Annotated in this window: 19 protein-coding genes; 5 read left to right on the forward strand and 14 right to left on the reverse strand. The window is 62.0% G+C overall.

Going from position 1 to position 24,353, the window contains the following annotated elements; all coding sequences use genetic code 11:
• Nucleotides 1-84 precede the first annotated feature (84 nt).
• Entirely contained in the window at nucleotides 85-699 is a 615-nt protein-coding gene (locus BUA38_RS35735; protein WP_072825525.1) for a TetR/AcrR family transcriptional regulator, read from the reverse strand.
• A 158-nt stretch (nucleotides 700-857) separates the two neighbouring features.
• Here BUA38_RS35735 and BUA38_RS35740 point away from each other — a divergent pair, with 158 nt between their 5' ends.
• From BUA38_RS35740 to BUA38_RS35750, 3 genes are all read left to right on the forward strand, one after another.
• Nucleotides 858-1,628: an enoyl-CoA hydratase gene (locus tag BUA38_RS35740; RefSeq protein WP_072826699.1), complete on the forward strand. Its 771-nt coding sequence runs from the start codon at nucleotides 858-860 to the stop codon at nucleotides 1,626-1,628.
• A 136-nt stretch (nucleotides 1,629-1,764) separates the two neighbouring features.
• A complete protein-coding gene (locus BUA38_RS35745; RefSeq protein WP_072825528.1) occupies nucleotides 1,765-2,961 on the forward strand; it encodes an acetyl-CoA C-acyltransferase in 1,197 nt (398 codons plus the stop codon).
• Nucleotides 2,962-3,060: 99 nt separating this feature from the next.
• A complete protein-coding gene (locus BUA38_RS35750) occupies nucleotides 3,061-4,350 on the forward strand; it encodes an MFS transporter (protein WP_072825529.1) in 1,290 nt (429 codons plus the stop codon).
• A gap of 88 nt (nucleotides 4,351-4,438) precedes the next feature.
• Here the strand turns inward: BUA38_RS35750 and BUA38_RS35755 are convergent, their stop codons facing one another.
• The 6 genes from BUA38_RS35755 to BUA38_RS35780 form a co-directional block, all read right to left on the reverse strand.
• Nucleotides 4,439-5,998 (reverse strand): acyl-CoA carboxylase subunit beta, encoded by a 1,560-nt coding sequence (locus BUA38_RS35755; RefSeq protein ID WP_072825531.1) that lies wholly within the window; start codon nucleotides 5,996-5,998, stop codon nucleotides 4,439-4,441.
• A 12-nt stretch (nucleotides 5,999-6,010) separates the two neighbouring features.
• Entirely contained in the window at nucleotides 6,011-6,871 is an 861-nt protein-coding gene (locus tag BUA38_RS35760; RefSeq protein WP_172806143.1) for an IclR family transcriptional regulator, read from the reverse strand.
• Between the two features lie 189 nt (nucleotides 6,872-7,060).
• Nucleotides 7,061-7,585 carry a carboxymuconolactone decarboxylase family protein gene (locus BUA38_RS35765; protein ID WP_072825533.1) on the reverse strand — a complete coding sequence of 175 codons (525 nt, stop codon included), beginning with the start codon at nucleotides 7,583-7,585 and terminating at the stop codon, nucleotides 7,061-7,063.
• Between the two features lie 549 nt (nucleotides 7,586-8,134).
• Nucleotides 8,135-10,225 carry an acetate--CoA ligase family protein gene (locus tag BUA38_RS35770; protein WP_072825534.1) on the reverse strand — a complete coding sequence of 697 codons (2,091 nt, stop codon included), beginning with the start codon at nucleotides 10,223-10,225 and terminating at the stop codon, nucleotides 8,135-8,137.
• Between the two features lie 46 nt (nucleotides 10,226-10,271).
• Complete coding sequence (locus BUA38_RS35775; RefSeq protein WP_072825536.1) at nucleotides 10,272-11,438, reverse strand: acyl-CoA dehydrogenase family protein; 1,167 nt, start codon at nucleotides 11,436-11,438, stop codon at nucleotides 10,272-10,274.
• A gap of 4 nt (nucleotides 11,439-11,442) precedes the next feature.
• Nucleotides 11,443-12,654, reverse strand: coding sequence for a CaiB/BaiF CoA transferase family protein (locus BUA38_RS35780; RefSeq protein WP_072825538.1), 1,212 nt, complete (start codon nucleotides 12,652-12,654; stop codon nucleotides 11,443-11,445).
• Here BUA38_RS35780 and BUA38_RS37400 point away from each other — a divergent pair.
• A complete protein-coding gene (locus tag BUA38_RS37400; RefSeq protein ID WP_156898886.1) occupies nucleotides 12,653-12,925 on the forward strand; it encodes a hypothetical protein in 273 nt (90 codons plus the stop codon). The genes BUA38_RS35780 and BUA38_RS37400 overlap by 2 nt on opposite strands.
• A 480-nt stretch (nucleotides 12,926-13,405) precedes the next feature.
• Nucleotides 13,406-15,592 (forward strand): hypothetical protein, encoded by a 2,187-nt coding sequence (locus BUA38_RS35785; RefSeq protein ID WP_156898887.1) that lies wholly within the window; start codon nucleotides 13,406-13,408, stop codon nucleotides 15,590-15,592.
• 403 nt (nucleotides 15,593-15,995) lie between these two features.
• On the opposite strand, the gene BUA38_RS35790 is transcribed toward BUA38_RS35785, so the two are convergent.
• The 7 genes from BUA38_RS35790 to BUA38_RS35820 all read right to left on the reverse strand — a co-directional run bounded on the left by BUA38_RS35790 (nucleotide 15,996) and on the right by BUA38_RS35820 (nucleotide 24,332).
• A complete protein-coding gene (locus BUA38_RS35790; protein ID WP_072825540.1) occupies nucleotides 15,996-17,525 on the reverse strand; it encodes a class I adenylate-forming enzyme family protein in 1,530 nt (509 codons plus the stop codon).
• Nucleotides 17,526-17,704: 179 nt separating this feature from the next.
• Nucleotides 17,705-18,874 (reverse strand): acetyl-CoA acetyltransferase, encoded by a 1,170-nt coding sequence (locus tag BUA38_RS35795; RefSeq protein WP_072825543.1) that lies wholly within the window; start codon nucleotides 18,872-18,874, stop codon nucleotides 17,705-17,707.
• 28 nt (nucleotides 18,875-18,902) lie between these two features.
• Nucleotides 18,903-19,889 carry a D-erythronate dehydrogenase gene (gene denD, locus BUA38_RS35800; protein WP_072825545.1) on the reverse strand — a complete coding sequence of 329 codons (987 nt, stop codon included), beginning with the start codon at nucleotides 19,887-19,889 and terminating at the stop codon, nucleotides 18,903-18,905.
• Between the two features lie 61 nt (nucleotides 19,890-19,950).
• Nucleotides 19,951-20,856, reverse strand: a complete 906-nt coding sequence (locus BUA38_RS35805; RefSeq protein ID WP_072825547.1) for a carbohydrate ABC transporter permease — start codon at nucleotides 20,854-20,856, stop codon at nucleotides 19,951-19,953.
• A complete protein-coding gene (locus tag BUA38_RS35810) occupies nucleotides 20,849-21,808 on the reverse strand; it encodes a carbohydrate ABC transporter permease (RefSeq protein WP_072825549.1) in 960 nt (319 codons plus the stop codon). Before BUA38_RS35810 ends, BUA38_RS35805 begins: the two co-directional genes overlap by 8 nt.
• 89 nt (nucleotides 21,809-21,897) lie before the next feature.
• Nucleotides 21,898-23,220, reverse strand: a complete 1,323-nt coding sequence (locus BUA38_RS35815; protein WP_072825551.1) for an ABC transporter substrate-binding protein — start codon at nucleotides 23,218-23,220, stop codon at nucleotides 21,898-21,900.
• A 50-nt stretch (nucleotides 23,221-23,270) separates the two neighbouring features.
• Entirely contained in the window at nucleotides 23,271-24,332 is a 1,062-nt protein-coding gene (locus BUA38_RS35820; RefSeq protein ID WP_072825553.1) for an ABC transporter ATP-binding protein, read from the reverse strand.
• Between the last annotated feature and the right edge of the window lie 21 nt (nucleotides 24,333-24,353).

Consider the following 24,353-nt stretch of genomic DNA (forward strand, 5'->3'; position numbering starts at 1 on the left):
AACCTATATTTGCTAGTGGTCCTTTGATTCTAACATTCGCAAAAGCGACCGCCGCGAAGGGATGCGAATGTTAGAATCGGACCACTAGGTGGCTGTCCGCTTGGCCGGCTTTTTCGCCGACGACCCCGCCCGCTCCAGCACGGCATCGCGGCCCGACTTCAGGATTTCATGGGACAGGTCGCTGTTGCCGCTCACGCGAGCCATCACCAGCGAGCCCATCATGGTGGCGAGCGCCGCCATGGCCTGCTTCCGCGCCGCCTTGCGCGGCAAGCCCTCGTACTGGTCGGCAAGCAGGTCGATCAGCTGCTCCATCCGGCCAGCAAATACCCGCCGCGTCTTCGTGCTCTCGCGGGCAATTTCCGCCGCCAGCGCCGGCACCGCACAACCCTGGCCGGGATTGTCGCGATGATCGGTCCCGAGATAGCTGTTCACGATCTTTGACAGGCGCTTGTCGGGCGACGTTTCCGCCGACAGCTTGCGCCATTTCTCGGTCGAGCGGTCCATGGCATGCGTGACGGCCTCGATCACCAGCGAATCGCGCGAATCGAAATGCGCGTAGAACCCGCCATGCGTGAGCCCGGCTTCCTTCATGAGATCGGCAACCCCGATACCATGGGCTCCCTTTTCGCGGAGCTTGACCGCAGCCCGTTTTACAATCCGGGCGTGCGTCTGAACTTTGTGCTCTTTGGAATAGCGCATGCGAGTCCTATGATATGTTCGAAATCATATAATGACGCCGGGCTCCTTTTATCATCGGTCACCGCGAATTGCTGCAACTTATTTGTCTCTTGTTCGGGACTTGACAAAAACGACGTTTGCCCCGGAACTTGGCATTCTATCCCGGCTCGGAGGCTTCCATGCAGCTGCTCAATTCGCATTGCGGCATCGATCGTGATTCTCGCGGCGTGGTTCGTCTGACAATCTGCCAGGCCGGCCCGTTGAACATTCTGGGATCCGAAGCGATCAAGGCCGTCCGTGAAGGATTGGAAGCATTGGCGCCGGACAAACAAATCCGCGCCCTGATCCTCGCCGGCGAAAGCCAGAAAAGCATGATCGGCGGCGCCGACATCAAGGAGATGGCGCGGCTCGACCAGAAGTCAGCCGAGAAATTCATCACGGGATTGCGCGACCTCTGCGAGGCGGTCAGAATCTTCCCCGCGCCTGTCATTGCACGACTGCCCGGCTGGTGCCTCGGCGGCGGGCTCGAAGTCGCCGCCGCCTGCGATTTCCGCGTCGCGGCAAACGATTCGAAATTCGGCATGCCGGAGGTGCGCGTCGGCATTCCGAGCGTGATTCACGCCGCTCTTCTGCCGCGCCTGATCGGCTTTGCTCGAACGCGCTGGCTGGTGATGACGGCGGAAAATATCGACGCCGCGACCGCTCTATCCTGGGGATTGGTCGATGTCGTCGCGCCCGAAGGCGGCCTCGATGCCGCGGTCGAAAAGCTGGTCGATGTGCTGTTGAAGTGCGGCCCGGAGGCGCTACGCGCGCAAAAAACCCTGCTCCGACAATGGGAAGAACTGCCGCTGACGGAGGCGATCAACGCGAGCGTCGGCGTTTTCGGACGCTCGTTCCAGACCGACGAGCCGACACGGCTGATGCAGGCCTTCATCGACCGGAAGCGCTGAAAACCCGCGGGCCTGCGCGTCGCATCCCGACATTTTGTCATTGGAAGCATGCGCAGTTGTCATCCGTTGCAATTTGCGCACTGCATCATATGATATCTGTAATCCAACTAATCCCACTCCATGATGGAGGCCTCCCATGGCCACGACCTCCGACCCCGTCGTCATCGTTTCCGCCGCCCGGACCCCGCTCGGCCGCTTCATGGGCGAGTTGTCTCCGTTCAGTGCCCATCAGCTCGGCTCCCATGTGATCGCAGCCTCCCTTGAACGCGCGAAACTTTCGCCGGAACGCATCGATGAAGTCTTCATGGGCTGCGTGTTGCCGGCGGGACAAGGCCAGGCCCCGGCACGACAGGCCGCGCGCGGCGCAGGCCTGCCGGACGCCACCGGCGCCACCACCATCAACAAGGTCTGCGGCTCCGGCATGAAAGCGACCATGCTCGCCCATGACATCATTCATGCCGGCTCTGCCAACATCGTCGTATCCGGCGGCATGGAGAGCATGAGCAATGCACCCTATCTGCTGGCAAAAGCGCGCGGCGGATACCGCGCCGGTCATGACCGCATCATCGATCACATGCTGCTCGATGGCCTTGAAGACGCCTATGAGGCCGGCCGCTCGATGGGCGATTTCGGCGAAGCCACCGCCGAGGCCTATCAGTTCACGAGGCAAGACCAGGACACCTATGCTATGGAGACGCTGACGCGCGCCCGCAAGGCGGTCGAAGGCGGCGCGTTCAAGGCGGAGATCGTTCCGCTCACCGTCAAGGAAAAGGCGGGCCCGCGCACCGTCGCTAACGACGAAATCCCGATGAAGGTCGATCCCGCCAAGATCCCCGGACTGAAGGCGGCGTTCCGTGCCAACGGCACGATCACCCCGGCGGCCTCCTCCGCCAACGCGGACGGCGCCGCTGCACTCGTGCTCGCCAAGCGGTCGCTCGCCGATCGGGACGGCCTGCCGTCACTCGCCGAGATCAAGGCCCATGCCACCCACAGCCAGGAACCGCAATGGTTCACGACGGCGCCGATCCCGGCGATCCGCAAGGTGCTCGACAAGGCCGGCTGGAGCGTTGGCGATGTCGACCTGTTCGAGATCAATGAAGCGTTTGCCGTGGTGGCGATGGCCGCGCAACGCGACCTCGGAATTCCCCGTGACAAATTGAACATCAATGGCGGCGCCTGCGCACTCGGTCATCCCATCGGCGCGACCGGCGCGCGACTGATCGTCACGCTGCTGCATGCGCTTGAAGCGCGTAATCTCAAACGCGGCGTTGCCGCGCTGTGTATCGGCGGAGGCGAGGCAACGGCTGTGGCGATCGAGCGCCTCGCTCACTGATTTTCGACGCGATTTTTGACTATATTCTTTGCGCGATGATCGCGCCTTCCTCAGGCGCGATCATATTGTTCTCCGTACAGACACCAAAGGAAGCTGCCCGTGATCTCGAATTGGCTGTCGTCTGCGCTTGCCCGCCATAATATTCACTACGGCTGGGTGATGGTCGGCGTCACCTTTTTCACCGCGCTGGTCACCGCCGGCGCCGTCGGAGCCCCCGGCGTCTTCATCGTGCCGTTGCAACGCGAATTCGGCTGGAGCACCGCGGAGATTTCCTCGGCGCTATCGATCCGCTTCATCCTGTTCGGGTTGATGGCGCCGTTCGCAGCGGCGCTGATGAACCGATACGGCCTGCGCAACGTCGCGCTGTCGGCGCTGCTCATCGTGGCGTCTGCCCTGCTGGCTTCGCTCGCCATGACGAAAGTTTGGCATTTGCTGCTGTTGTGGGGCGTGGTGATCGGCATCGGCACCGGAATGACGGCGCTGGTGCTCGGCGCAACCGTCGCGGCGCGCTGGTTCAACGCCCGGCGCGGCCTCGTGGTCGGAATTCTCACCGCCAGCGTCGCCACCGGGCAACTGGTGTTCCTGCCGATGCTCGCCAGCGTTACCGAGCGTCTGGGCTGGCGCGTCGCGCTGTCGATCGTCTGTATCATGCTCGCCGTTGCCGCCTTCGCCGTGCTGATGGTGATGCGCGACCGGCCGAGCGATGTGAGCTTGCGTCCATTTGGCGATCAAGGCACCGAGCCGTTGCCGGCGCCGCCGCCGAATAACGCGCCGATCATGGCGGCGGCGCTCGGCACGCTGCGTGATGCCGCCCAGACACGCGCATTCTGGATCCTGTTTGCGACCTTCTTCATCTGCGGCGCCTCGACCAATGGCCTGATCCAGGTGCATTTGATCCCGATGTGCCTCGATTTCGGCATTCCGCAGGTCCAGGCGGCGAGCCTGCTCGCCGCGATGGGTATCTTCGATTTCTTCGGCACCATCGTCTCGGGCTGGCTGTCGGACCGCTACGACAATCGCTGGCTGTTGTTCTGGTATTACGGCCTGCGCGGACTGTCGCTCTTGATGCTGCCGTTTACCGACTTCTCGTTCTACGGCCTGTCGCTGTTTGCGATGTTCTACGGCCTCGACTGGATCGCCACCGTGCCGCCGACCGTGCGCCTGACCGCGCAGCGCTTCGGCGCCGAGCGGGCCAATCTCGTGTTCGGCTGGATTTTCGCGGGCCACCAGGCCGGCGCGGCCTTTGCGGCGTTCGGCGCCGGATTGTCACGCACGGTGCTTGCGACCTATCTGCCGGCCTTCTTCTTTGCCGGCGCGCTCTGCGTCGTGGCCTCGCTGATCGTGCTTTTGATCTCGCGCGCGCCAAAGCCTGTCCTCGCTCGAGCGTAAGGCGCGTAACGCTAGGCAGTATCGTCGCTTGTCGTTTTGCGGATGATCTTGCCGGAAAACCGCTTCACACTTTTCCGGATCATGCGGCTCACGGCCTGATCGCCATATTCGTCACCGGGCCCGGCCTGCGCAGGGGCTCGGCAAGTCGCGCGAACTCGCACAACAACGAGCGGGTCTTGCGCGGGTCGATGATCTCCTCGACCCAGAACTTCTCCGCGGTACGGAACGGCGAGCGCAGCCGGTTGAGCCGATCCTCGATCTCTTCGAGCTTGGCCTGCGGATCCTCGGCCGCGTCGATGTCGGCGCGATAGGCGGCCTCGATCCCGCCTTCCAGCGGCAGCGAACCCCAATAGGCCGAGGGCCACGCATAGCGCATCGAGAAGCGCCCCGCTGGCTGATGCACGACGCCGGCTACTCCAAACGAGTTGCGCACGATGACGGTGCACCAGGGAACGGTGGTCTGGTTGACCGCGGCCATCGCGCGCACGCCATGGCGAATCGTGGCGGCCTTTTCTGCTTCAAGCCCGATCATGAAGCCCGGGCAATCCATCAGGTAGACCACCGGCAAATGGAAGGTCTCGGCGAAGTCGACCCAACGGACGATCTTCTGGCAGGCGTCCGCTGTCCACGATCCACCGTAGTGGAAGGGATCGCTCGCCAGGATGAGCACCGCCCTGCCTTCCAGCCTCGCAAGTCCCGTGATCACCGGACGGCCGAAATTCGCGGCGACTTCGAAGAAGGAATCCTTGTCGACGACGGCGTTGATGATCGGACGCATCTTGTAGACCTGGCGGCGGTCGCGCGGCACGGCCTTCAGCAGGGATTCCTCGGACCGTTCCGGATCGTCGTCGCATTTGACCGTCGGCGGCAGTTCGTAGACCGATTGCGGCAGGTACGACAGGAATCGCCGCGCACAGGCAAACGCCTCTTCCTCGGTCTCTACCGCCTGATCGATGCTGCCGGCGCGGGTCTGAATATCCGCACCACCGAGTTCCTGCTTGCCGAGGTCCTGACCCAGCCGCTTGACCACCGGAGGACCTGCAACGAACATCGCGGAAGTTTTGGTCATGACCGAATAGTGGCTGGCGGCGAGCCGCGCCGCGCCGAGCCCCGCGACCGAGCCGAGCCCGAGCCCGATCACGGGCACACAAGCCAGGTTTGCAGTCGTGTACTCGTACCAGCGGGTGCCACCGATGCCGCCCGGCAGATTGGCGGCGCCCTTGGTCTCGATGGTCTTCACCGAGCCGCCGCCACCGGAACCTTCGATCAGGCGGATGATCGGCAAGCGAAAATCATGCGCCATTTCCTCGGCCATCAACGGCTTGGCCGAGATCGAGGCGTCGGCGGAGCCGCCGCGCACCGTAAAGTCATCGCCAACCACGACCACGGTGCGGCCGTCGATCTTGCCGCGGCCAAAGACGCAATTGGCCGGCGTGAGGTTCTTCAGCTCGCCCTTGTCATCGTATTCGGCGGTGCCGGACACCGCGCCGATTTCGTGGAAGCTGTCACGATCGAGCAGACGGTCGATGCGCTCGCGAACGGTCAACCGGCCCTGTTCGCGCTGACGTTTGATCTTGTCGGCGCCGCCCATCTGGCGGGCGAAGGCTTCGCGCCGGGCCAGTTCGTCGAGCTCCGGCTTCCAGTTCATTGAGCGGGTCTCCTAATGGACCTCTGTTGGCACGCGCTGGGCAAACAGCGCGGTTTCACCATCCTGCAGCATAGCCCGAATGGAGACGCTCAATTCCAGAATTTTTGGCGCGACATCCCTGTGCAGCCGCATCTCGTCGTAGATGTTGGAAAGTAGCCCGATGGTGACGACCACGAAGGTCTGGTATTGCGGCGACCAGAGCGGGACGGCCAGCCCGTTGATGTGCGGGCTCCAGAGACCACACACCGTGACATAGCCGCGCTCGCGCAGGGAATGGCGGTCGGCGTCGAGGCGCGGCCGCAGCAGTTTGGCGCTTTCCGGAATTTCCCGCTCCATGTCCGCAAGCAGGGATTCCGCGGCTTCCGGCGCCAGCGCCGCCGCATAGGCATGGCCCGCGGCGGTACTCGCGATCGATATCCGAGTCCCCGACGTCGACGACAGGCCGATGGCATTGGCGGCGCGGCCGACCTCGAGATAGACGAGATGGAAGCGATCCGGGATCACGAAACCGACCGTGCCCGGCAGTACTTCGGCGACCTCCTGCAAGCGCATGCGAATGAGGTGACGCAGTTGCAAACCGCGCATCATCGAGGTGCTCATCGCCACCGCGCTTGGACCGATGCGATATTTCTGATCGCGCGGCAAATAAACGAGTTGCCCCATGCGCGTCAGCGTGTGCGTCAGGCGGGAGACGGTCGAGCGGGGCAGACCGCAACGGCTCGAGATTTCCAGATTTCCCAATCTTGCTTCGTGGCCTTCGAAGCAGCGCAGAATGTCGAAGGCACGCGACACCACCTGGATGACATCGCCCTCGCCGGCAGCTTCGTGCGCAAGCGCTCCCTGCCTGCTCAGCCGCTCTGAGCGTCGCCCCATGCCGTCCCTCCCGTATTCCGCATAGCGGAACTAAATTTCACTTTGTACGGGAGGCTAGCTCAGGGAATTTGAAGCGACAACTGCGCGCCGGCAACACCGGTCCTTTTAAAACGCGCACGTCGTTCGCACAGCGAAACATGGAACCCGTCATCGCGAGCCGATGATCGCGACCTGGGACGCGCTTCGCGGCTACACCACCTGCTCGACCGGCTGCATGTCGATGTCGAAGGTTTCGAGAAACTTCGACGTCATAATGTAGAAGCCCACTGCCAGCTGCAATTCGACGAGCGCCGCCGGAGTAAGTTTTGCCGCGATCGCCTTGAACGTCGCATCGCTCGGGCGGCGAAGCCGGATAATCTCGTCGGTGAAGGCGAGCGCTGCTCGCTGCACCTCGTTGAAGCAGGCCGCCGCTTCCCAATTCTCCAGCGCTTCGTTCTGCTCGTCGGTGACGCCGATATTTTTGCCGATGCGCTTGTGCGCCACGATCTCATACGGCGCCTCGCAAAGAATCCCGGTTCGGATGATCGCGAGTTCGCGCACCACGGGATCGAGTTCGCCACGATGCCGGATCGCGCCGCCGAGCCGGCAGTACTGTTCGAAATAGCTCGGCGAGTGCGCCATCATGCGAAAGAGGTTGGCGTTGCGATTCTTGCCGAGAATTTCCTTCGTGCGCTCGTTGGATTTCGATGTATCGCAATAGTCGATGCGGGCCATGGCTCACCTCGGGTGTTGCCTCAGGCCGCCCTTTCGAGATGGCGGCTTCGCAAAAGCGTAAAGCCGCTGTCTTGCGACCGCAACAAGCCGGCTCGCAAAATTCCTCAGCTTCCGCACAAACCCGCTACAGGCGGGCCAAAAAGCCGCCTCAATGCTAAACGACCTTACACCTGTCGATGTTCGCTGAGTGGGGACTCAATCAAAGCGAATACTCGTCGTGGGGTGTTCCGAGTAAATCCAGTCGGTCATCGGGCCTTTCCGGGCCCCGATGAAACGCGCCCATATCCGGGTCACCCAGGCCCGAGTCTAGGGAGAACGGCATGAAGGACGCCACTAAAAGGGCGACCTCGGAGGCACTTGCGCAAATGATGGCAGTGACGGCCATGCTCGTCATCGCCAGCGTTGTCCTCTACGTGCGGTGAAATCACCTAACCGCTAAGCGTGCGGGTGAGCGAATGCGACGAAGCAATCCGGGGCACTAGTTCCGCGTCGCCTGGGGGATTGCTTCGTTGCGTTCGCGATCGCCGATCACGTCATCGGCAAAACGCGCTATCCCTGAAACACCACGGCATCCACCACCACGCAGCCCTTGCCAGCGCTGTCGAGCAGCACCGGATTGAGATCGAGGCTCACCACTTTGGCCGTGGGGTCCATCATCAGGTCGCCGATTCGCATTACCGCATCGCACAGCGCCTCGATGTCCATCGGCGGTTCGCCGCGCACGCCCGCAAACAGCGGCGCAATCCTGAGTTTGTGAAGCGCCGCCTTCGCCTCCTCTTTCGAGAAAGGCGGCAACAGCAGCGCGGTATCGCGGAAGATCTCGACATATTTGCCGCCGTCGCCGACCGCGACCACGGGACCGAATACGGGATCGCGATGCGCGCCGATCATGATCTCGCGCCGGCCGCCGGCCATCGCCGCCACGATGACGCCATCGAACCGCGAGCCATGCTTGCGGATGATCGCTTCCATCTGGGCCCAGACTTCACCCGCCTCCTCGCGGCTCGAAACGCCGAGCTTGACCAGCCCGAGTTCGGACTTGTGGGCGATATCGGCCGAGCAGCCCTTGACCACGACCGGGCCGCCGATGGTCTCAAAAGCTGCAATTGCTTCGGCGCGGGACCGGCACAGCCGATACGGCACCACGGGGATGCCGCGTTCGGCCAACAAAGCCAGGCTATCGGCTTCATTGAGCATCGTGGTTGTCGCCGCCGGCACCCAGGGCGCGCGCGCGGCTTTCGCCTGACGTGCCTTGATGTGCGCCATCAATTCGCGATGCGCCAAAAACTGATGCAGCGCAGTCACCGCCTCGGTCTCGGTCGGGAAGACGGAGGAGCCCTCCGCGGCGAACTGATCGGCGACGCTCTTTTGCGTTGCGGCAATGACCAGCGGCTTGCCCGTCTGCTTGCCGAAGGCGGCCGCATCACGTGCAAAGGCCTCGACATCGTAGCCGGGACCGGCGACGGGGACACCGATCAGGAACGCGTCGGCGGCGGGGTCCTCGGCGATGACGGGAAGGATGTCGCCGAACAGGCGGCTGTTCGACAACAACGCCGCGGTCAGATCGATCGGATTGGTGGTGGTGGCAAAGCTCGGCAGGATGCCTTTTAGCTTCTTGTCGGTTTCGGCGGAGAGTTTGGCCATCGGCATGCCCACATTCGTGGCCGCATCCGCCGTCATGACGCAGACCGCGCCGGAATTGGAGATGGCGACCAACCGCCTGCCTTTCGGCTTCCAGCCTTTCAGATAAAGCTCGGTCGCCTCCACGAGGCCGCGCATGTCGGGCGCACGCCAGATGCCGTGTTGTTCGAAGAAGGCATCGACGACGCGGTCTTCATTGGCGAGCGCGCCGGTGTGCGATTGTGCGGCCTGACGGCCGGCTTCCGAGCGGCCGGACTTCAGCGCGACGATCGGCAGATCCCGCTTCAGCGCGACCGACGCAAGCTCCTCCAGGTATTTCGTGTCGGGAATGCTTTCGAGATACAGCAACAGCAGCTTGACTTCGGGGTCTTCGGCGACCGCAACCGCCAGTTCGCCGACCGTGATATCGGCATCGTTGCCGGTCGCATGGGTATGGCGCACGCCGATGCCGCGCTGGCGCAGGAATCCGACCGGGACCGAGGACAACGCGCCGCTCTGGCTCAGCATCGCGACAAGGCCCTGCCCTTCGGACGGCTCCATCTCCATGAACATGGTGGAAAAGCTTGCGATGGTCCCGGTGCCAAAATTGGCAAGCCCCTGCGAATTCGGCCCGACGATGCGCATGCCGGCCTTATGCGCGGCCTCGACCATGCGCCGCTCTTTCGCCTTGCCGGCGACCGCGTCGACTTCACCGAAGCCCGACGCCATCACCACCGCGACCTTGACGCCGTGTGCAGCGCAATCTTCCACGGTGCCGATGGCGTTGTCGCCGGCAACCGCGACGATCGTCATGTCTGGCGCCTCGGGAAGGTCGGCGAGGCTCTTGTAGCATTTGTGGCCCTGCACCTCGGACCGGGACGGATTGATCGGGAAAATCTTGCCCTTGAACCCGAACTTGTCGAGGTAATGCACTGGCCGGCCGCCAACCTTGTTGGGGTTTTCCGAAGCGCCGATGATGGCGACGGAGCGCGGGTCGAGCGCGGCCTTGAGACGGGTCATGGTCTATCCTTAGCGTGCACAGTGTTTTCCAGGGGAGATAGCCGCCTCAATACGACTTCGGCAAGCCCAGCACCTTTTCGGCAATGAAACTGAGGATGAGCTGCGGGCTGATCGGGGCGATGCGCGGGATCAAGGATTCGCGCAGGTAACGCTCGACGTGAAACTCCTTGGCATAGCCAAAGCCGCCATGGGTCATGACGGCCTGTTCGCAGGCGTGAAACCCGGCTTCTCCGGCCAGATATTTCGCGGCATTGGCCGCCGGTCCACAAGCCTGTCCTTCATCGTATTGCCAGGCGGCCTTGAGCGTCATCAGCCACGCTGCCTCCAGTTCCATCCAGTTTTCCGCCAGCGGATGCTGGATGGCCTGGTTCTTGCCGATCGGCCGGTTGAAGACGTTGCGTTCCTTGGCATAGGCCGCGGCGCGCGACAGCGCGAGCTGGCCGAGGCCGACCGCTTCGGCCGCAATCAGGATGCGCTCCGGATTCATGCCGTGCAGGATATATTCGAAACCCCGCCCCTCCTCGCCCAGGCGATCCGCCACCGGGATTTCGAAATCGGTAATGAAGAGCTCGTTGGAATCGACCGCCTTGCGGCCCATCTTCTCGATTTCCCGCGCTGAAATCCGGCTGCGGTCGAAATCCGTATAGAACAGGCTTAAGCCGTGGGTCGGGCTTTGGACCTCCTCAAGCGGCGTGGTGCGCGCCAGCAGCAGAATTTTCTCGGCGACCTGTGCGGTCGAAATCCAGACCTTCTGTCCGTTGACGATATATTTGTCGCCTGAACGCACGGCCCGGGTCTTCAACTGCGTGGTGTTGAGGCCGGTATTGGGCTCGGTGACGGCAAAACAGGACCGGTGCTCGCCCGAGACGATCGGCGGCAGCATCCTCTCGCATTGTTCCTTGGTGCCGAACACGACGACCGGGTTGAGCCCGAACACATTCATATGCACCGCGGATGCGCCCGACATACCGGCGCCGGATCTCGCGATCGTATGCATCATGATCGCGGCATCCATAATGCCAAGACCCGAGCCGCCATATTCTTCGGGGATGCAGATGCCGAGCCAGCCGGCATCCGCCAGCGCACGGTGGAAATCCGAAGGGTAGCCGCCTTCCTTGTCCTTCTTCAGCCAATAGGCGTCGTCAAAGCGCGCGCAGGTTTTTGCAACGGCGTCGCGGATCGATTCCTGGTTGGCTGTCAGCGCAAAATCCATGGCGTTACCTCGTGGCCGGGCCTTGCGCGCCGAGCGTTGCGCCCTCGCGCACCAGGCTCGCAATCTCTGCTTCCGAGAAACCGGCCGCTTGGAGGATTTCGCTGCCGTGCTCGTTCAGACGCGGCGCCAGCCGCGAGGGTTCGACCGGCGTTTCCGACCATCGCGCCGACGCCTTCATGCTGCGGATCTTGCCCTCGCTCGGATGATCGACCACCGGAAAGAAACCGGTCGCGGCAAGGTGCGGGTCCTGCAAGATGCTTTCGAGATCGTGCATCGGCATGACGGGAATATCGGCCCTGGTCAGCAGTTCAATCCATTCGGCCGTGGTTTTCGTCTCGAAGATGCGGGCAAGCTCGGCATAGACCGTGTCGATATTGGTGGCGCGGCCCGCAAAGGTCGAAAACACGGGATCGGCGCGCAGGTCGTCGCGGCCGGTGGCTTCAAAGAAGCTCGCCCACTGCTTGTCGTTATAGACGATCACGCAGATATGGCCGTCAGCGGTCTTGTAGGGACGGCGGTCGCGCGACAGGTGCCGCGCATAGCCGCCCTTGTCGAGCGGCGGCTCATAGGTGAGACCGCCCATGTGGTCGCCCATGACGAAGCCTGCCATGGTCTCGAACATCGGAATATCCAGCCGCTGACCTTGGCCGGTGCGGTCGCGGTGCACGAGGCTTGCACAGATGGCCCCGACCGCGGTCAAGCCCACGATGCGGTCGACCAACGCGTTTGGCACATAGCGCGGCACGCCGTCGCCGGTCTGCGCCATCAGCGCCGGCAACGCGGTCGCGCCCTGGATCAGGTCGTCATAGGCAGGCTTGGTCGCATACGGGCCGTCCTGACCGAAACCGAACACGCCGGCATAGATCAGCCGCGGATTAACCTTGGAGACGACGTCGTAGCCGAGTTGCAGGCGGCTCATCGCCTGCGGCCGCACGTTGTAGATCAGGACATCGGCTGTCTTGAGCAGCCGCAGCACCGCGTCGCGGCCGCCCGGCTTTTTCAGATCGAGCGCGATCGAGCGCTTGCTGCGGTTGGTGTTGAGGAATACCGGCCCCATACCGGGATGCCGCGCAGGTCCGATCAACCGCGTGACGTCGCCCTCGAGGCTCTCGACCTTGATGACATCGGCGCCGTAATCGCCGAGCATCTGGGCGGCATAAGGTCCCATCAGCACGGTCGTCATGTCGATGACCTTGACGCCCTGAAGCGGCCCCATGGCTAGTGCCCTCTTTCCGAAGTTCGTTCCCGCCCCAGCGCCCACCTTTCACGAACTTCGGAAAGTTATGGGCACTAGCAAACTCTTTGATTCCAGTGCCGCTTTTCTATTTGAAGTTCCTGAGTCGGATTCGCCGCTTGTGGCGCAGGAACTTCAAATAGGCGGCACTGCCGTTTCTCCCGAAAACCAAGAAATTTATGCTTGTGACGACCTAGTAACGACAGGCCGTCCGCAAGATCAAGGCTTGCCGCCGTATGGCCGCATGCGCTAGCCGATCCAAATCGGATTGAAATCCCTCGCGATTTTGCGACTGCGGCAAGTTCCTGCAACCGGCGGGCGAAGCGGCCTTGCCTGTCCGCCAATCGGTTGGTGGCGTGTGTTTGGAAGATGTCGCCGCGCGCGGCTGCGCATCAGAACGTTGTCCAAATCTCCCATCCGCCGCGCGATCAAGCTTCATCCTTGCCGGGATCAAAAATGCGCAGCGAAGCTGTGTCATGGCGCGTCATCGCGCCACAAGATTTCGACAGCTGTTGAAAAACAAAAAACGCGCACACTCCTTCGTTCGAATGAGAGCAGTTGTCAGGCGATTGAAATTCTTCCCGAAAGTTGAATCACGCGTGAGTTGCATCATCGCCGCATTCATATTCATGACTTGCAAACGTCACCGCGCCGTCAAGCCACCGAAACACGACGCAACATAAATCCCGCAGTCGGCAAACTTCGTTCATGCACCGACATCGGGAGATAGAGAATGGAAAGATTGAAAGCCTGGTTGAGGGGAACCTCGATCGCATTTGTGCCGCAGCTGAAAAAGCCGCTGGCGACGACGCTCATTGCTGCCGCTGCCGCAGCTTTCGCCGCTAGCCCCGCGAAGGCCGACAAACCCGCCCCGGTTCAGGCGTCCTGCCATTTCCAATCGGCAGGTAACAAGATCAAGCGCGTTGTCTTTCTGACCTTTGATAACGTCCATTTGCGCCGTGACAATCCGAACGTGCCGTCGGATCTCGAGCAGATGCCGAATCTGCTCAACTTCCTGCAGGAGAACGGCACCGTGAGCGGCAATCACTTCACGCCGCTGATTTCGCACACCGCGCAGGACATCGTTTCGGTGCTGACCGGTCTCTATGGTGACCGCTTCGGCTGGACCGTCGCCAACAGCTACGGCTTCTTCCATGCTGACGGCTCCGTCGGCTTCCAGACCTCGTTCCTGTACTGGACCGGACTGAGCGCGGACGGCCTGCCGCAAATGATCAACGAAAAGGGCAAAACGGCTCCCGCGCCATGGGTCCCGTTCACCCGCGCCGGCTGCGACGTCGGCGGCTTCTCCACGGCCAATATCGAGTTCGAAAGCATCCCGGCCGACGTCAATACGGTGTTCGGCGCGACTTCTCCGGAAGGGATCGAAGCCAACACGGCGGCCACGAAAGCCCAGGCAATCGCGGACTTCGAAGGCATTGCGATCCACTGCGCGCAAAACAGCCCGCTTTGCGCCGGCAGCGCCCACGCCAAGCCCGACCTGCTGCCGGACGAACCGGGTGGCTATAACGGCTTCAACGCCCTCTACGGCAACAAGTACGTCGCGCCCGCGATCGTGGGCGGTCCGGTTGTGATGGATATGGATGGCAAGCCGATTACCGACAGCAGCACGCCTCCCAATCCCGGCTTCCCCGGCTTCGATCCGACCGCCTCGCAATCGCTTGGCTATGTCGCGTCCATGCTGGAAGCCGGCGTGCCCGTCGTCTACTTCTATATCTCCGACGTTCACGACAACCAGCTCGGCAAGTCGTTCAGCACCGAAAGCACGTTCGGTCCGGGCGAAGCCGGCTACGTCGCGCAGGTCAAGACCTATGACGCGGCGTTCGGAAAGTTCTTTGCGCGGCTCAAGGCAGACGGCATCACCAAGGAAAATACCCTGTTCGTCGTCACCGCTGACGAAAACGATCATTTCGTCGGCAGTGCGCCAAGCCCGGCGAATTGCGATGGCATTCATGTGCCCTGCACCTACAGCCACGTCGGCGAAATCGACACCTCGATCGACCGTTTGTTGCTGACACAGCGGGGGAACAAGACGCTGTTCTCGGTTCACTCCGACGACGCGCCGACGGTCTACATCGCCGGCAACCCCGGTCCGACCGACACCGTGACGCGGACGATGGAGCATGACGTCGATGCCCTCACCGTCCTCAACCCGATCACCAACACCAACGACAAGCTGTCGGAGCTGCTCGCCGACCGGGCGGAAATGAAGCTTCTGCACATGGTTCCGAACGCTGCCGACCGCGTGCCGACCTTCACCATCTTCGCCAACGACAACTACTTCATCTCGGCGACGAGTGCCACTTCGGCTGCGCACGGCAAGGACTGCACGCAGCCGCCCGCCTGTACCTCCGAGGAAACGGGCTTTGCCTGGAACCACGGCGACTTCCAGAAGGACATCACCCAGACCTGGTTCGGTTTGGCCGGCCCCGGCGTCGCGAAGCAAGGCCGGTTTGACGGCGTGTTCTCCGACCACACCGACCTGCGTCCGACCGTCATGGCCCTTCTTGGCCTGAAGGACTCCTATGTGCATGACGGCCGCGTGCTGGTCGAAAATCTCGAAGCCCATGCGTTGCCTGACTCACTGCGCGACAGTTCGTTCGCCTACACGGCTCTCGCTCAGTCCTACAAGGAGATCAACGCCACCAAGGGACCGCTCGGGGTCAAAAGTCTCGTCGCTGCCAATCACGCGATCACCGGCGACGATGCGACCTACGGCAAGTTCCTGACCAAGATCGGTTCGATCACCGACGAGCGAAACGCGCTGGCCGGGCAGATGATCGAGCTGCTCGACGGCGCGGCGTTCAAGAACCAGCCGATCCGCTTCGACGGCACGACGCTGGAGCTGATCATCAAGGCGCAGCTGCTGAACGCGAAGGTTCAGAATCTGGCAGGCAACTAAGCTCAGCCACTACTGAAACATCCGAAGCCCGGCGATCGTATCGCCGGGCTTCTTTCTATTTCCGCGTCATGGACCCGGCGCGCGTCCCCACACCAACTCAACAGCGCTGATGATCACCGCAGGTATTCCAACGGGTGCCGAGAAAAATGGGAGCATCCAGACGTCTAGGCTTGGACCGTGACACTGGTGTCCAAACCAAGGCACAATCGAGCAGATCAGTTGGGCATAAACGATCGAAAGGATATAGAGGCTGGCTAAGATGAAGAAGAGTGTCTTCACGATTTCTCTCTGCCCAAAGTGACGACGGTCAATAAAATCGACTTAGAGGCGATATTCGCCAATTAGTTGTAAATTATCCTTATCGCTAGCGAACTGTTTCGCTTTTGGCAAAAGGGTGCTCTCTTTATTTCCGCATCATCTGCCGCAATTCGGTCTTGAGCACCTTGCCGTAGTTGTTCTTCGGCAAGGCATCCAGATAGACATAGCGCTTGGGCCGCTTGAAGCGCGCGATCGACGCCAGACAATGTGCATCCAGTTTGGCGTCATCCCGTGTCGCGCCGTCTTCCAGCACCACGCAGGCCACGACGATCTCGCCCCAGTCGGGATCTGGTACCCCGATCGCCGAAACCTCGCGCACATCCGCATGCGTCAGCAGTGCTTCTTCCACCTCGCGCGGATAGATATTGGTGCCGCCGGAAATGATCACGTCCTTGGAGCGGTCGGACAGCGTCAGGAAACCGTCCTCATCGAGGCGGCCGACGTCGCCAGTGCGCAACCAGCCGTCCTTCAGCGTTTCGGCATTGGCCTTCGGATTGTTCCAGTAGCCGAGCATGACAGCGGTGCCCTTGGCTTCGACTTCACCGGTCTCGCCTGTGGGCAACGGCCGGCCGTCTTTGTCCGTGATACGGACCGACATCACGCTCTGCGCGGTGCCGACGGAAGCCAGCCGCTCCAGATATCGCGGGTGATCGGTCTTCGTATGCCATTCGCGGGTCAGCGACGTGATCGTCATCGGCGATTCACCCTGGCCGTAAATCTGCACGAAGCGCTGACCCATGACCGCAATCGCCTCGCGGATATCGGCGAGATACATCGGGCCGCCGCCATAGATGATGGTGCGGATGCCCTCGCCGTTCTCGCCGCGCCGCTTGGCGGCATCGACCAGCCGGCGGACCATGGTCGGCGCGCCGAACATCACGACGTTTTCGAGATTGCGCGCAAGATTGAGCACTTCGTCCGGATCGAACCCGCCGGATTCAGGCACCACATGCCGTCCACCCATGCGGGTGTGCGGGAAGTTATAAAGCCCCGCGCCATGCGAGATCGGCGCGGCATAGAGCGAGGCATCCTTCGGCGTCGCCGGGTCGACATCGATGAGATAGCACGTCGAGGCCGCGACCAGATTGCCGTGGCTGAGCATCACGCCTTTCGGCCGGCCGGTGGTGCCGGAGGTATAAAACAGCCAGGCGAGGTCATCGACATCGCGTGCCAGCGGTGCAGGTGTCCCTTCGCCTTCGCGCATCGCCCGGAAGGCATCGCTATCGAGCGACAGCATCGCCATCGCAGACGGCACGTCGCCCTTGGCCTCCAGCAGCGCCGCGGTCGTATCGTCGGAAACGAAGATAAGTTTTGCGCCGGCGTCGCTGCAAATCCAGGCGGCCTCGCGCCCGTGAAGCTTGGCATTGATCGGGATGGCCGCCGCGCCCATCCACCAGATGCCGTAAAGGCATTCGAGATATTGCGTGCAGTTGGAGGCAAACACCGCGACCCGATCGCCGGGCGCGATGGAGTGGTCACGCGCCAGCGCCGCGCCAATGGCCGAGGCGCGGCGTGCAAAGGTCCTGTAGTCCGCGTCGAGATCGAAGCCGGTGAGTAACGCCGGCGCATTCGGGCGAAGCCTGGCGGTCGAAGCGAGCCATTCGGCGATGTTCATCGCTAGTGGTCCGATTCTAACATTTGCATCCCTTCTCAGCAGTCACTTTTGCAAATGTTAGAATCAAAGGACCACCAGCAAATATAAGTTTCCAGTGGCGTTTTTGGATTTGACATTCGCTTTGAGAGTCTGCGGCGAGGCGGGGAGCGAATGTCAAATCCACTCCACTAGCGCCTCGCTTACTTCGCAGGCTCCAGGATCGAGACATAGTTGGCGACCGCAGCACCTCCCATGTTGAAGATGCCGCCGAGCTTGGCGTTGGCCAGTTGCATGCCTTCCGGCGCCTGGCCGGTCAACTGCATCGCGGTCATCACATGCATGGACACGCCAGTCGCGCCGATCGGATGGCCCTTGGCCTTCAACCCACCGGACGGGTTGACCGGCAGCTTGCCGTCCTTTTGCGTCCAGCCTTCTTTGATGGCGCGCGCGCCCTGCCCGCGCGGCGTCAGGCCCATCGCCTCGTACTCGATCAATTCGGCGACCGTGAAGCAGTCATGCGTCTCGACAAAGGAAAGATCGGAAAGCTTGATACCTGCCCTCTGCAGCGCACGAGCCCAGGCCACGCTACAGCCCTCGAATTGCAGGATATCGCGCTTACTCATCGGCAGGAAATCCTGCGCGTGCGCGACGCTGCGGAAGTTCACCGCCTTGCCCATCTTCGTGGCGGTCTCGGCATCGGTGAGGACCAGCGCGGCCGCGCCGTCCGAGACCAGCGAGCAGTCGGTGCGCTTCAAAGGACCCGCGACATAGGGATTCTTTTCGCTTTCGGAGCGGCAGAATTCAAAGCCGAGATCCTTGCGCATCTGCGCGTAGGGGTTGGCGACGCCGTTCTTGTGATTCTTGGCCGCGATCATGGCGAGCGCATCGGACTGATCGCCGTATTTCTGGAAGTAGCCTTGCGCGATCTTGCCGAACACGCCGGCGAAGCCGCCGGGGGTGTCGCCATCTTCCGGCAAATAGGACGCGCGCAACAGGTTGCGGCCGATCTCGGGACCGGGCGTGCGCGTCATCTGCTCGACGCCGACAACGAGCACGATTTTGGCCGCGCCCGAAGCGATAGCTCGAATGCCCTGATGCACCGCGGCCGATCCCGTGGCGCAGGCGTTCTCGACCCGGGTGGCCGGCTTGAAACGCAGATTCGGATCAGCCTGCAGAACCAACGCCGCGGTGAATTCCTGGGGCGAGAAGCCGGAGCCGAAATGCCCGAGCACGATTTCATCGACATCGGCCGCGGCAACGCCGGCATCGCTAAGGGCCTCATTGGCGACCTTGACCACCAGGCTCTCGACGGTCTCGGCGTCGAATTTGCCAAAGGGCGTATGCGCCCATCCGATGATGCTGGCTGTCATGGTCGTCCTCCCGCAGATTTCGAAAAACTCAGGCGACGAACTTACCACCCAATTCGTCGTCGATGTGAATCCGGATGATATCGTCGAACGATTTTTCGGCCGTGGTGAAGCCGAGTTCAAGCGATCGCTTGGGATCAAAATTGCGCGGCCATCCCGCGACAATGCCGACAATGAACGGATCCGGCTCACGCTTGATGCGCGCGGCGACCTTCTCGCCCGCCACGCGTTTGAGGGCTGCGATCTGTTCGCCGACGGTTGCGGAAATGCCGGGCATGGTCAGGTTGCGCCGCGGACCGATCTTAGCTGTGTCCATGCTGCCGGCATGGACCAGGAAGCCGACCGCAGAGCGCGGCGAGGCATGCCAGTGCCGCACATCCTCCGATACCGGCAAAATGGCTTCCTTGCCCGCGAGCGGCTCACGCAAGATGCCGGAGAAGAAGCCGGACGCCGCCTTGTTCGGAAGTCCGGGACGAATGTTGATGGTCGGCAGGCGAATGCCGACGCCGTCCATGAAGCCGCGGCGGGTGTAGTCGGCGAGCAGAAGTTCGCCGATCGTCTTCTGGGTGCCGTAGCTCAATAGCGGCGTGTTGAAGAATTCGTCGCCGATGGCGTCCGGGAATGGCGCGCCGAACACCGCGATCGACGAGGTGAACACCACGCGCGGCTTGTAGCTGCCGCCGACCAGGCGGATGGCGTCGAACAGCATCCGCGTGCCGTCGAGGTTGATGCGATAGCCCTTGTCAAAGTCGAGCTCGGCTTCACCCGACACGATTGCCGCGAGATGAAAGACCACGTCGGGGCGGCCGGCGATCAGCTTCTCAGGCACGCCAGCTATCGCGAAGTCGCCGGACAACACCTCGACGGGAAAGCCGGCCTTTTCGGGCTGCTTCGGTGCCACCACGTCATGCAGCGTCATTTTGGTGATTTCGGCCTTGCCCAACCGGCCATCAGCGACGAGGCCATCCACCAATTTGCGGCCGACCATGCCGGCCGCACCCAGAACCAGAATATGCAAGATTCCACTCCCGTTTTTTCTAGAGCGTTGTGGAGCGATTATAGGACGAACCGCTGGGCCGTCACTCTTTGACGGCGCCCGTCATCGCCGACACATAGTGCTCGACGAAGAAAGCATAGAGGATCACGAGCGGCAGCGAACCGACCAAGGCGCCCGCCATCAGCGAGCCCCATTTGTAGATGTCGCCGTCGACGAATTCGTTGACGATCGCGACCGGCACGGTCTTGTTCGGCGTCGATTGCAGGAACGTCAGCGCGTAGATGAACTCGTTCCAGCACAGCGTGAACGAGAAGATGAAGGCCGAGATCAGGCCGGGAACGGCGAGCGGCACCACGATGCGGGTCAGGATCTGCCAGCGCGAGGCGCCGTCGATCAGCGCGCATTCCTCAAGCTCAAAGGGAATGGTCTTGAAGTATCCCATCAAGAGCCAGGTCGAGAACGGAATGAGCAGCGTCGGGTAGACCAAAATCAGCGACAGCGGCGAGTCGAACAGGCCGTAGGCCTGGATCACCGAGGCCAGCGGAATGAACAGGATCGACGGCGGCACCAGATAGGCAAAGAAGATCAGGACGCCGACGGTGTCCGCGCCCTTGAAGCGCAGGCGCACGATGGCATAGGCCGCCAGCACGCTTGCGATGATCGAGAGCATGGTGGCGCCGACCGCGACATACATCGTGTTCCAGAGCCAGCGCGGATACTGCGTCTCGAACAGGAGCTTGTTGATGTGCTTGAGCGTCGGATGAACCACCCAGAACGGATTGTAGGTGTTCATGTCGATGAGCTGCTCGTCGGGCTTGATCGACGTCAGCGCCATCCAGTAGAACGGAAACAGCAGGATGATCAGGATCAACCCGAGCGGAATATAGAGCGTCACCACGCGCCGCGGCAGCGACTCCAGATAGCTCATGCCCTCGCTGTCATCGCTGGCGGTAACGGGAGCTTTGGACGGAAGCGCGGAATCAGTCATTGGTCGATCCTTGCTGCCATTTGCGGCGCTGCATGCCGAACCACGAGATCGCGATCGCGGCCAGCAGGAACGGGATCATGGCGGTCGCAATCGCCGCGCCTTCGCCGAGACGCCCCGAAATGATGCCGCGTTGATAGCTCAAGGTCGCCATCAGGTGCGTGGCGTTGACCGGACCGCCGCGGGTCAGCGCCCAGATCAGCTGGAAGTCGGTGAAGGTGAACAGCACAGAGAAAGTCATCACCACCGCGATGATCGGCGTCAGCAACGGATAAGTGATGAAGCGGAAGCGCTGCCAGTTGGTGGCACCGTCGAGTGTCGCCGCCTCATAGAGCGAGGGCGACACGGTTTGCAGGCCGGCCAGCAGCGTGATCGCGACGAAAGGCACGCCGCGCCAGATATTGGCGAAAATCACGCTGAAGCGCGCCCAACTGGAATCGCCGAGGAAGTTGATGTTGTGTTCGATCAGGCCAAGCTTGATCAGCGACCAGGAGATGATCGAGAACTGGGAATCGTAGATCCACCAGAACGCGATTGCGGAGAGCACCGTCGGCACGATGAAGGGAATCAGCACGATGGAGCGGATCATCGCCTTGAACGGCATGTTGCGGTTCAAGAGCAGCGCCAGATAAAGCCCGATTGCGAATTTGATGGCGCTCGCCACGATCGTATAGAGCAGCGTGTTGAACACCGAGAGCCAGAAGATGGTGTCATCCCACAGCCATTCGTAGTTCTCGAGGCCGACGAAAATGCCGCCGCGGCCGATGCGCTCGTCGGTGAAGCTCATCCAGACGCCGAGGCCGAGCGGATAGGCCAAAAACAGAATCAGGAACGCGGCCGCAGGCAGCATGAACCACAGTGCCATGAAGTTGCGGTTGAACTTCAACCGCGACCATAGCGACGGGGTCTCGATGCGCGCCGCCCTGATGGGGGCAGATGTCTGAAGGGTCGTCATCTCGCTCCAATTCCGTGCCGGACGAAATCCGGACCGTCAACAAAGAGTAAGGCCGGCGCCGCAGCTTCCGCGACACCGGCCTCGATATCCTAGCGGAAGATGCGCTTGGCGGAACGCTCCGCCGACGCCATCGCGGTCTTCACGTCCTCGCGACCGGTGCAGTAGTTCGCGAACATGTCGACCACGACGAAGTCGGCAATCGCAGCCGCCGCGTTCTCGCCCATCTTGCCGATGCCGGCCGGAGTCAGCGAAACCTCGGCCACGTTGCGATACGGCGTGTTCTTGGGGTCGGCGGTCCAGATCGGATTTTTGGCAAAGCCGGCCAGGAATGGCGACAGATAGCCTTGCGCCGCCTCGACCCAGGGATTGAACTGCTCCGGTTCCATCATGAAGGCGGTGAACGCCTTGCAGGCCTGCGGGAACTTGGTGAAGTTGAACACCAGGATCGGGAAACCGAGGTTCATTTCCCGGACCTTGCCGTCAACACCCGCCGGCAGATCGGCGTGGTTCATGTCCTCGGCGATCTGCGGATTTTCCTTCTTCGCCGTGACGTAGATCGAGATGCCGTTGACGGTCAGATAAAGCTGGCCGGCCAGGAAGGCCTTGTTGTTGGAGCTGTCGTTCCAGGACGCGGTGCCCGGAATGAAGTTGTCATAGAGGCCCTTGACGTATTCGAGCGATTTCGCGGTCTCCGGCGAGTTGATGACGACCTTGTTGTTGGCGTCGATCAGGTTGCCGCCGTGCGCCCACAGCGCCCAGTGCAGCCAGGTGTTGGCATCGCCAGAGGCGTGTCCGACCGCCATGCCGGCCGGCGTGCCGTTCTTGTTGAGGCCCTTAACGAGATCGGCAAAGCTGGCGAGGTCCTTCGGAAACTCCTTGTGACCGGCCTTTTCCATCGCGGCGACGCGATAGTTCATCAGCGCGCCGGTGGCGGCGACGGGAATGCCGATCCATTTGCCGTCATATTTACCGTAGGCCTCACCCGACTTGGTCCAGCCGCCGCCCTTCTGCGCCAGATAGTCGGCGACATCGGTCATGTCGGTGCATTTGTTCGGGAACAGGAACGGCAGCGAATAAAGGCCCCACACGATGTCGAGGCCCTGCCCCGTGTTGGCGGCGACCGAAGCCTTCGGCTGAAGGTCGTCGTAGGATTCGTTGGAGACGTTGACGGTGACGCCGGTCGCCTTCTGGAAGGCGTCGACAATCTTCATGAACGCAACATCTTCGGATTCGACAAAACGCTTCCAGCGCAACAGGTTGATCTTGGCGCCGGCTTCCGGCTTCCACTGCGAGGCCTGCGCCCACGCCTTGGCGTAGCCGAGCAATTGTTCGGCCGACATGGTGGCCGCGGCCGCCAGCAGGCCGCCGCCCGCCTTCAGCAGCGAACGCCGATCCGGTGTGAAACTATTCATTGCCCTCTTCTCCCTCTTTATTTGGCTCTTTTGGCCAAGTTGCGCCGGCCTCAAAGTCGCTTACCGGTAGCCTCGTCAAACAAGTGGACCAGCGACGGGTTCGGTTTCAGCCGGACCTTGTCGCCCGGGCTGAATTGATGCCGCTCGCGGAACACGGCAACGATCTGCTCGCCACCGAGTTTGGCGAACACCTGCGTTTCCGATCCCGTCGGTTCGACCACGACGATTTCGGCTTCCGCGCCGTCGTCGGCGATCGTGAAATGCTCCGGCCGCACGCCGTAGACGGCCGGCCGGCCGTCGGAATTGGCGGGCGCCGCCGCTAGGGGCAGCTTGACGCCGTTCGGTCCTTCGAAGCCGGCGCTGCCGTTGGCCTTGACCTTGCCTTTAAGGAAATTCATCGCCGGCGAGCCGATGAAGCTCGCGACGAACTGATTGTCCGGCCGGTCGTAGAGTTCGAGCGGCGAGCCGATCTGCTCGACAATGCCGTCGTGCATCACCACGATCTTGTCGGCCATGGTCATGGCCTCGATCTGGTCGTGGGTCACGTAGACGGTCGTGGTCTTCAGCCGTTGATGCAGTTCCTTGATTTCGGTGCGCATCGCCACGCGCAGCTTGGCGTCAAGGTTCGACAACGGTTCGTCGAACAGAAACACCTGAGGATCGCGCACGATGGCGCGGCCCATCGCCACGCGCTGGCGCTGGCCGCCGGACAATTGCCGCGGATAACGGTCGAGCAACGGCGTCAACGCCAGAATTTCGGCGGCGCGCGCCACCCCCTTCTTGATCTCGTCCGGATTGGCGCCGCGGAGCTTCAGCGAGAAACCCATATTGTCGGCGACCGTCATATGCGGATAGAGCGCATAGTTCTGAAACACCATCGCGATGTCGCGCTCTTTGGGCTGGACGTTGTTGACGACGCGATCGCCGATCGAGATCGTGCCGGAGGTGATGTTTTCGAGGCCGGCGAGCATCCGCAGCAAGGTCGATTTGCCACAGCCGGAAGGGCCGACCAGCACGACAAAAGCACCGTCCTCGATCGGGATCGTGACGCCGTGCAAGACCTCAAAGCCACCAAAGGATTTCCGCACGTCGCGGATCTGCACAGACGACATCAATTTCCTCCCAGACAGGCT

The sequence above is a fragment of the Bradyrhizobium erythrophlei genome, from assembly GCF_900142985.1.
In the GTDB taxonomy this organism is placed as follows: Bacteria; Pseudomonadota; Alphaproteobacteria; order Rhizobiales; family Xanthobacteraceae; genus Bradyrhizobium; species Bradyrhizobium erythrophlei_B.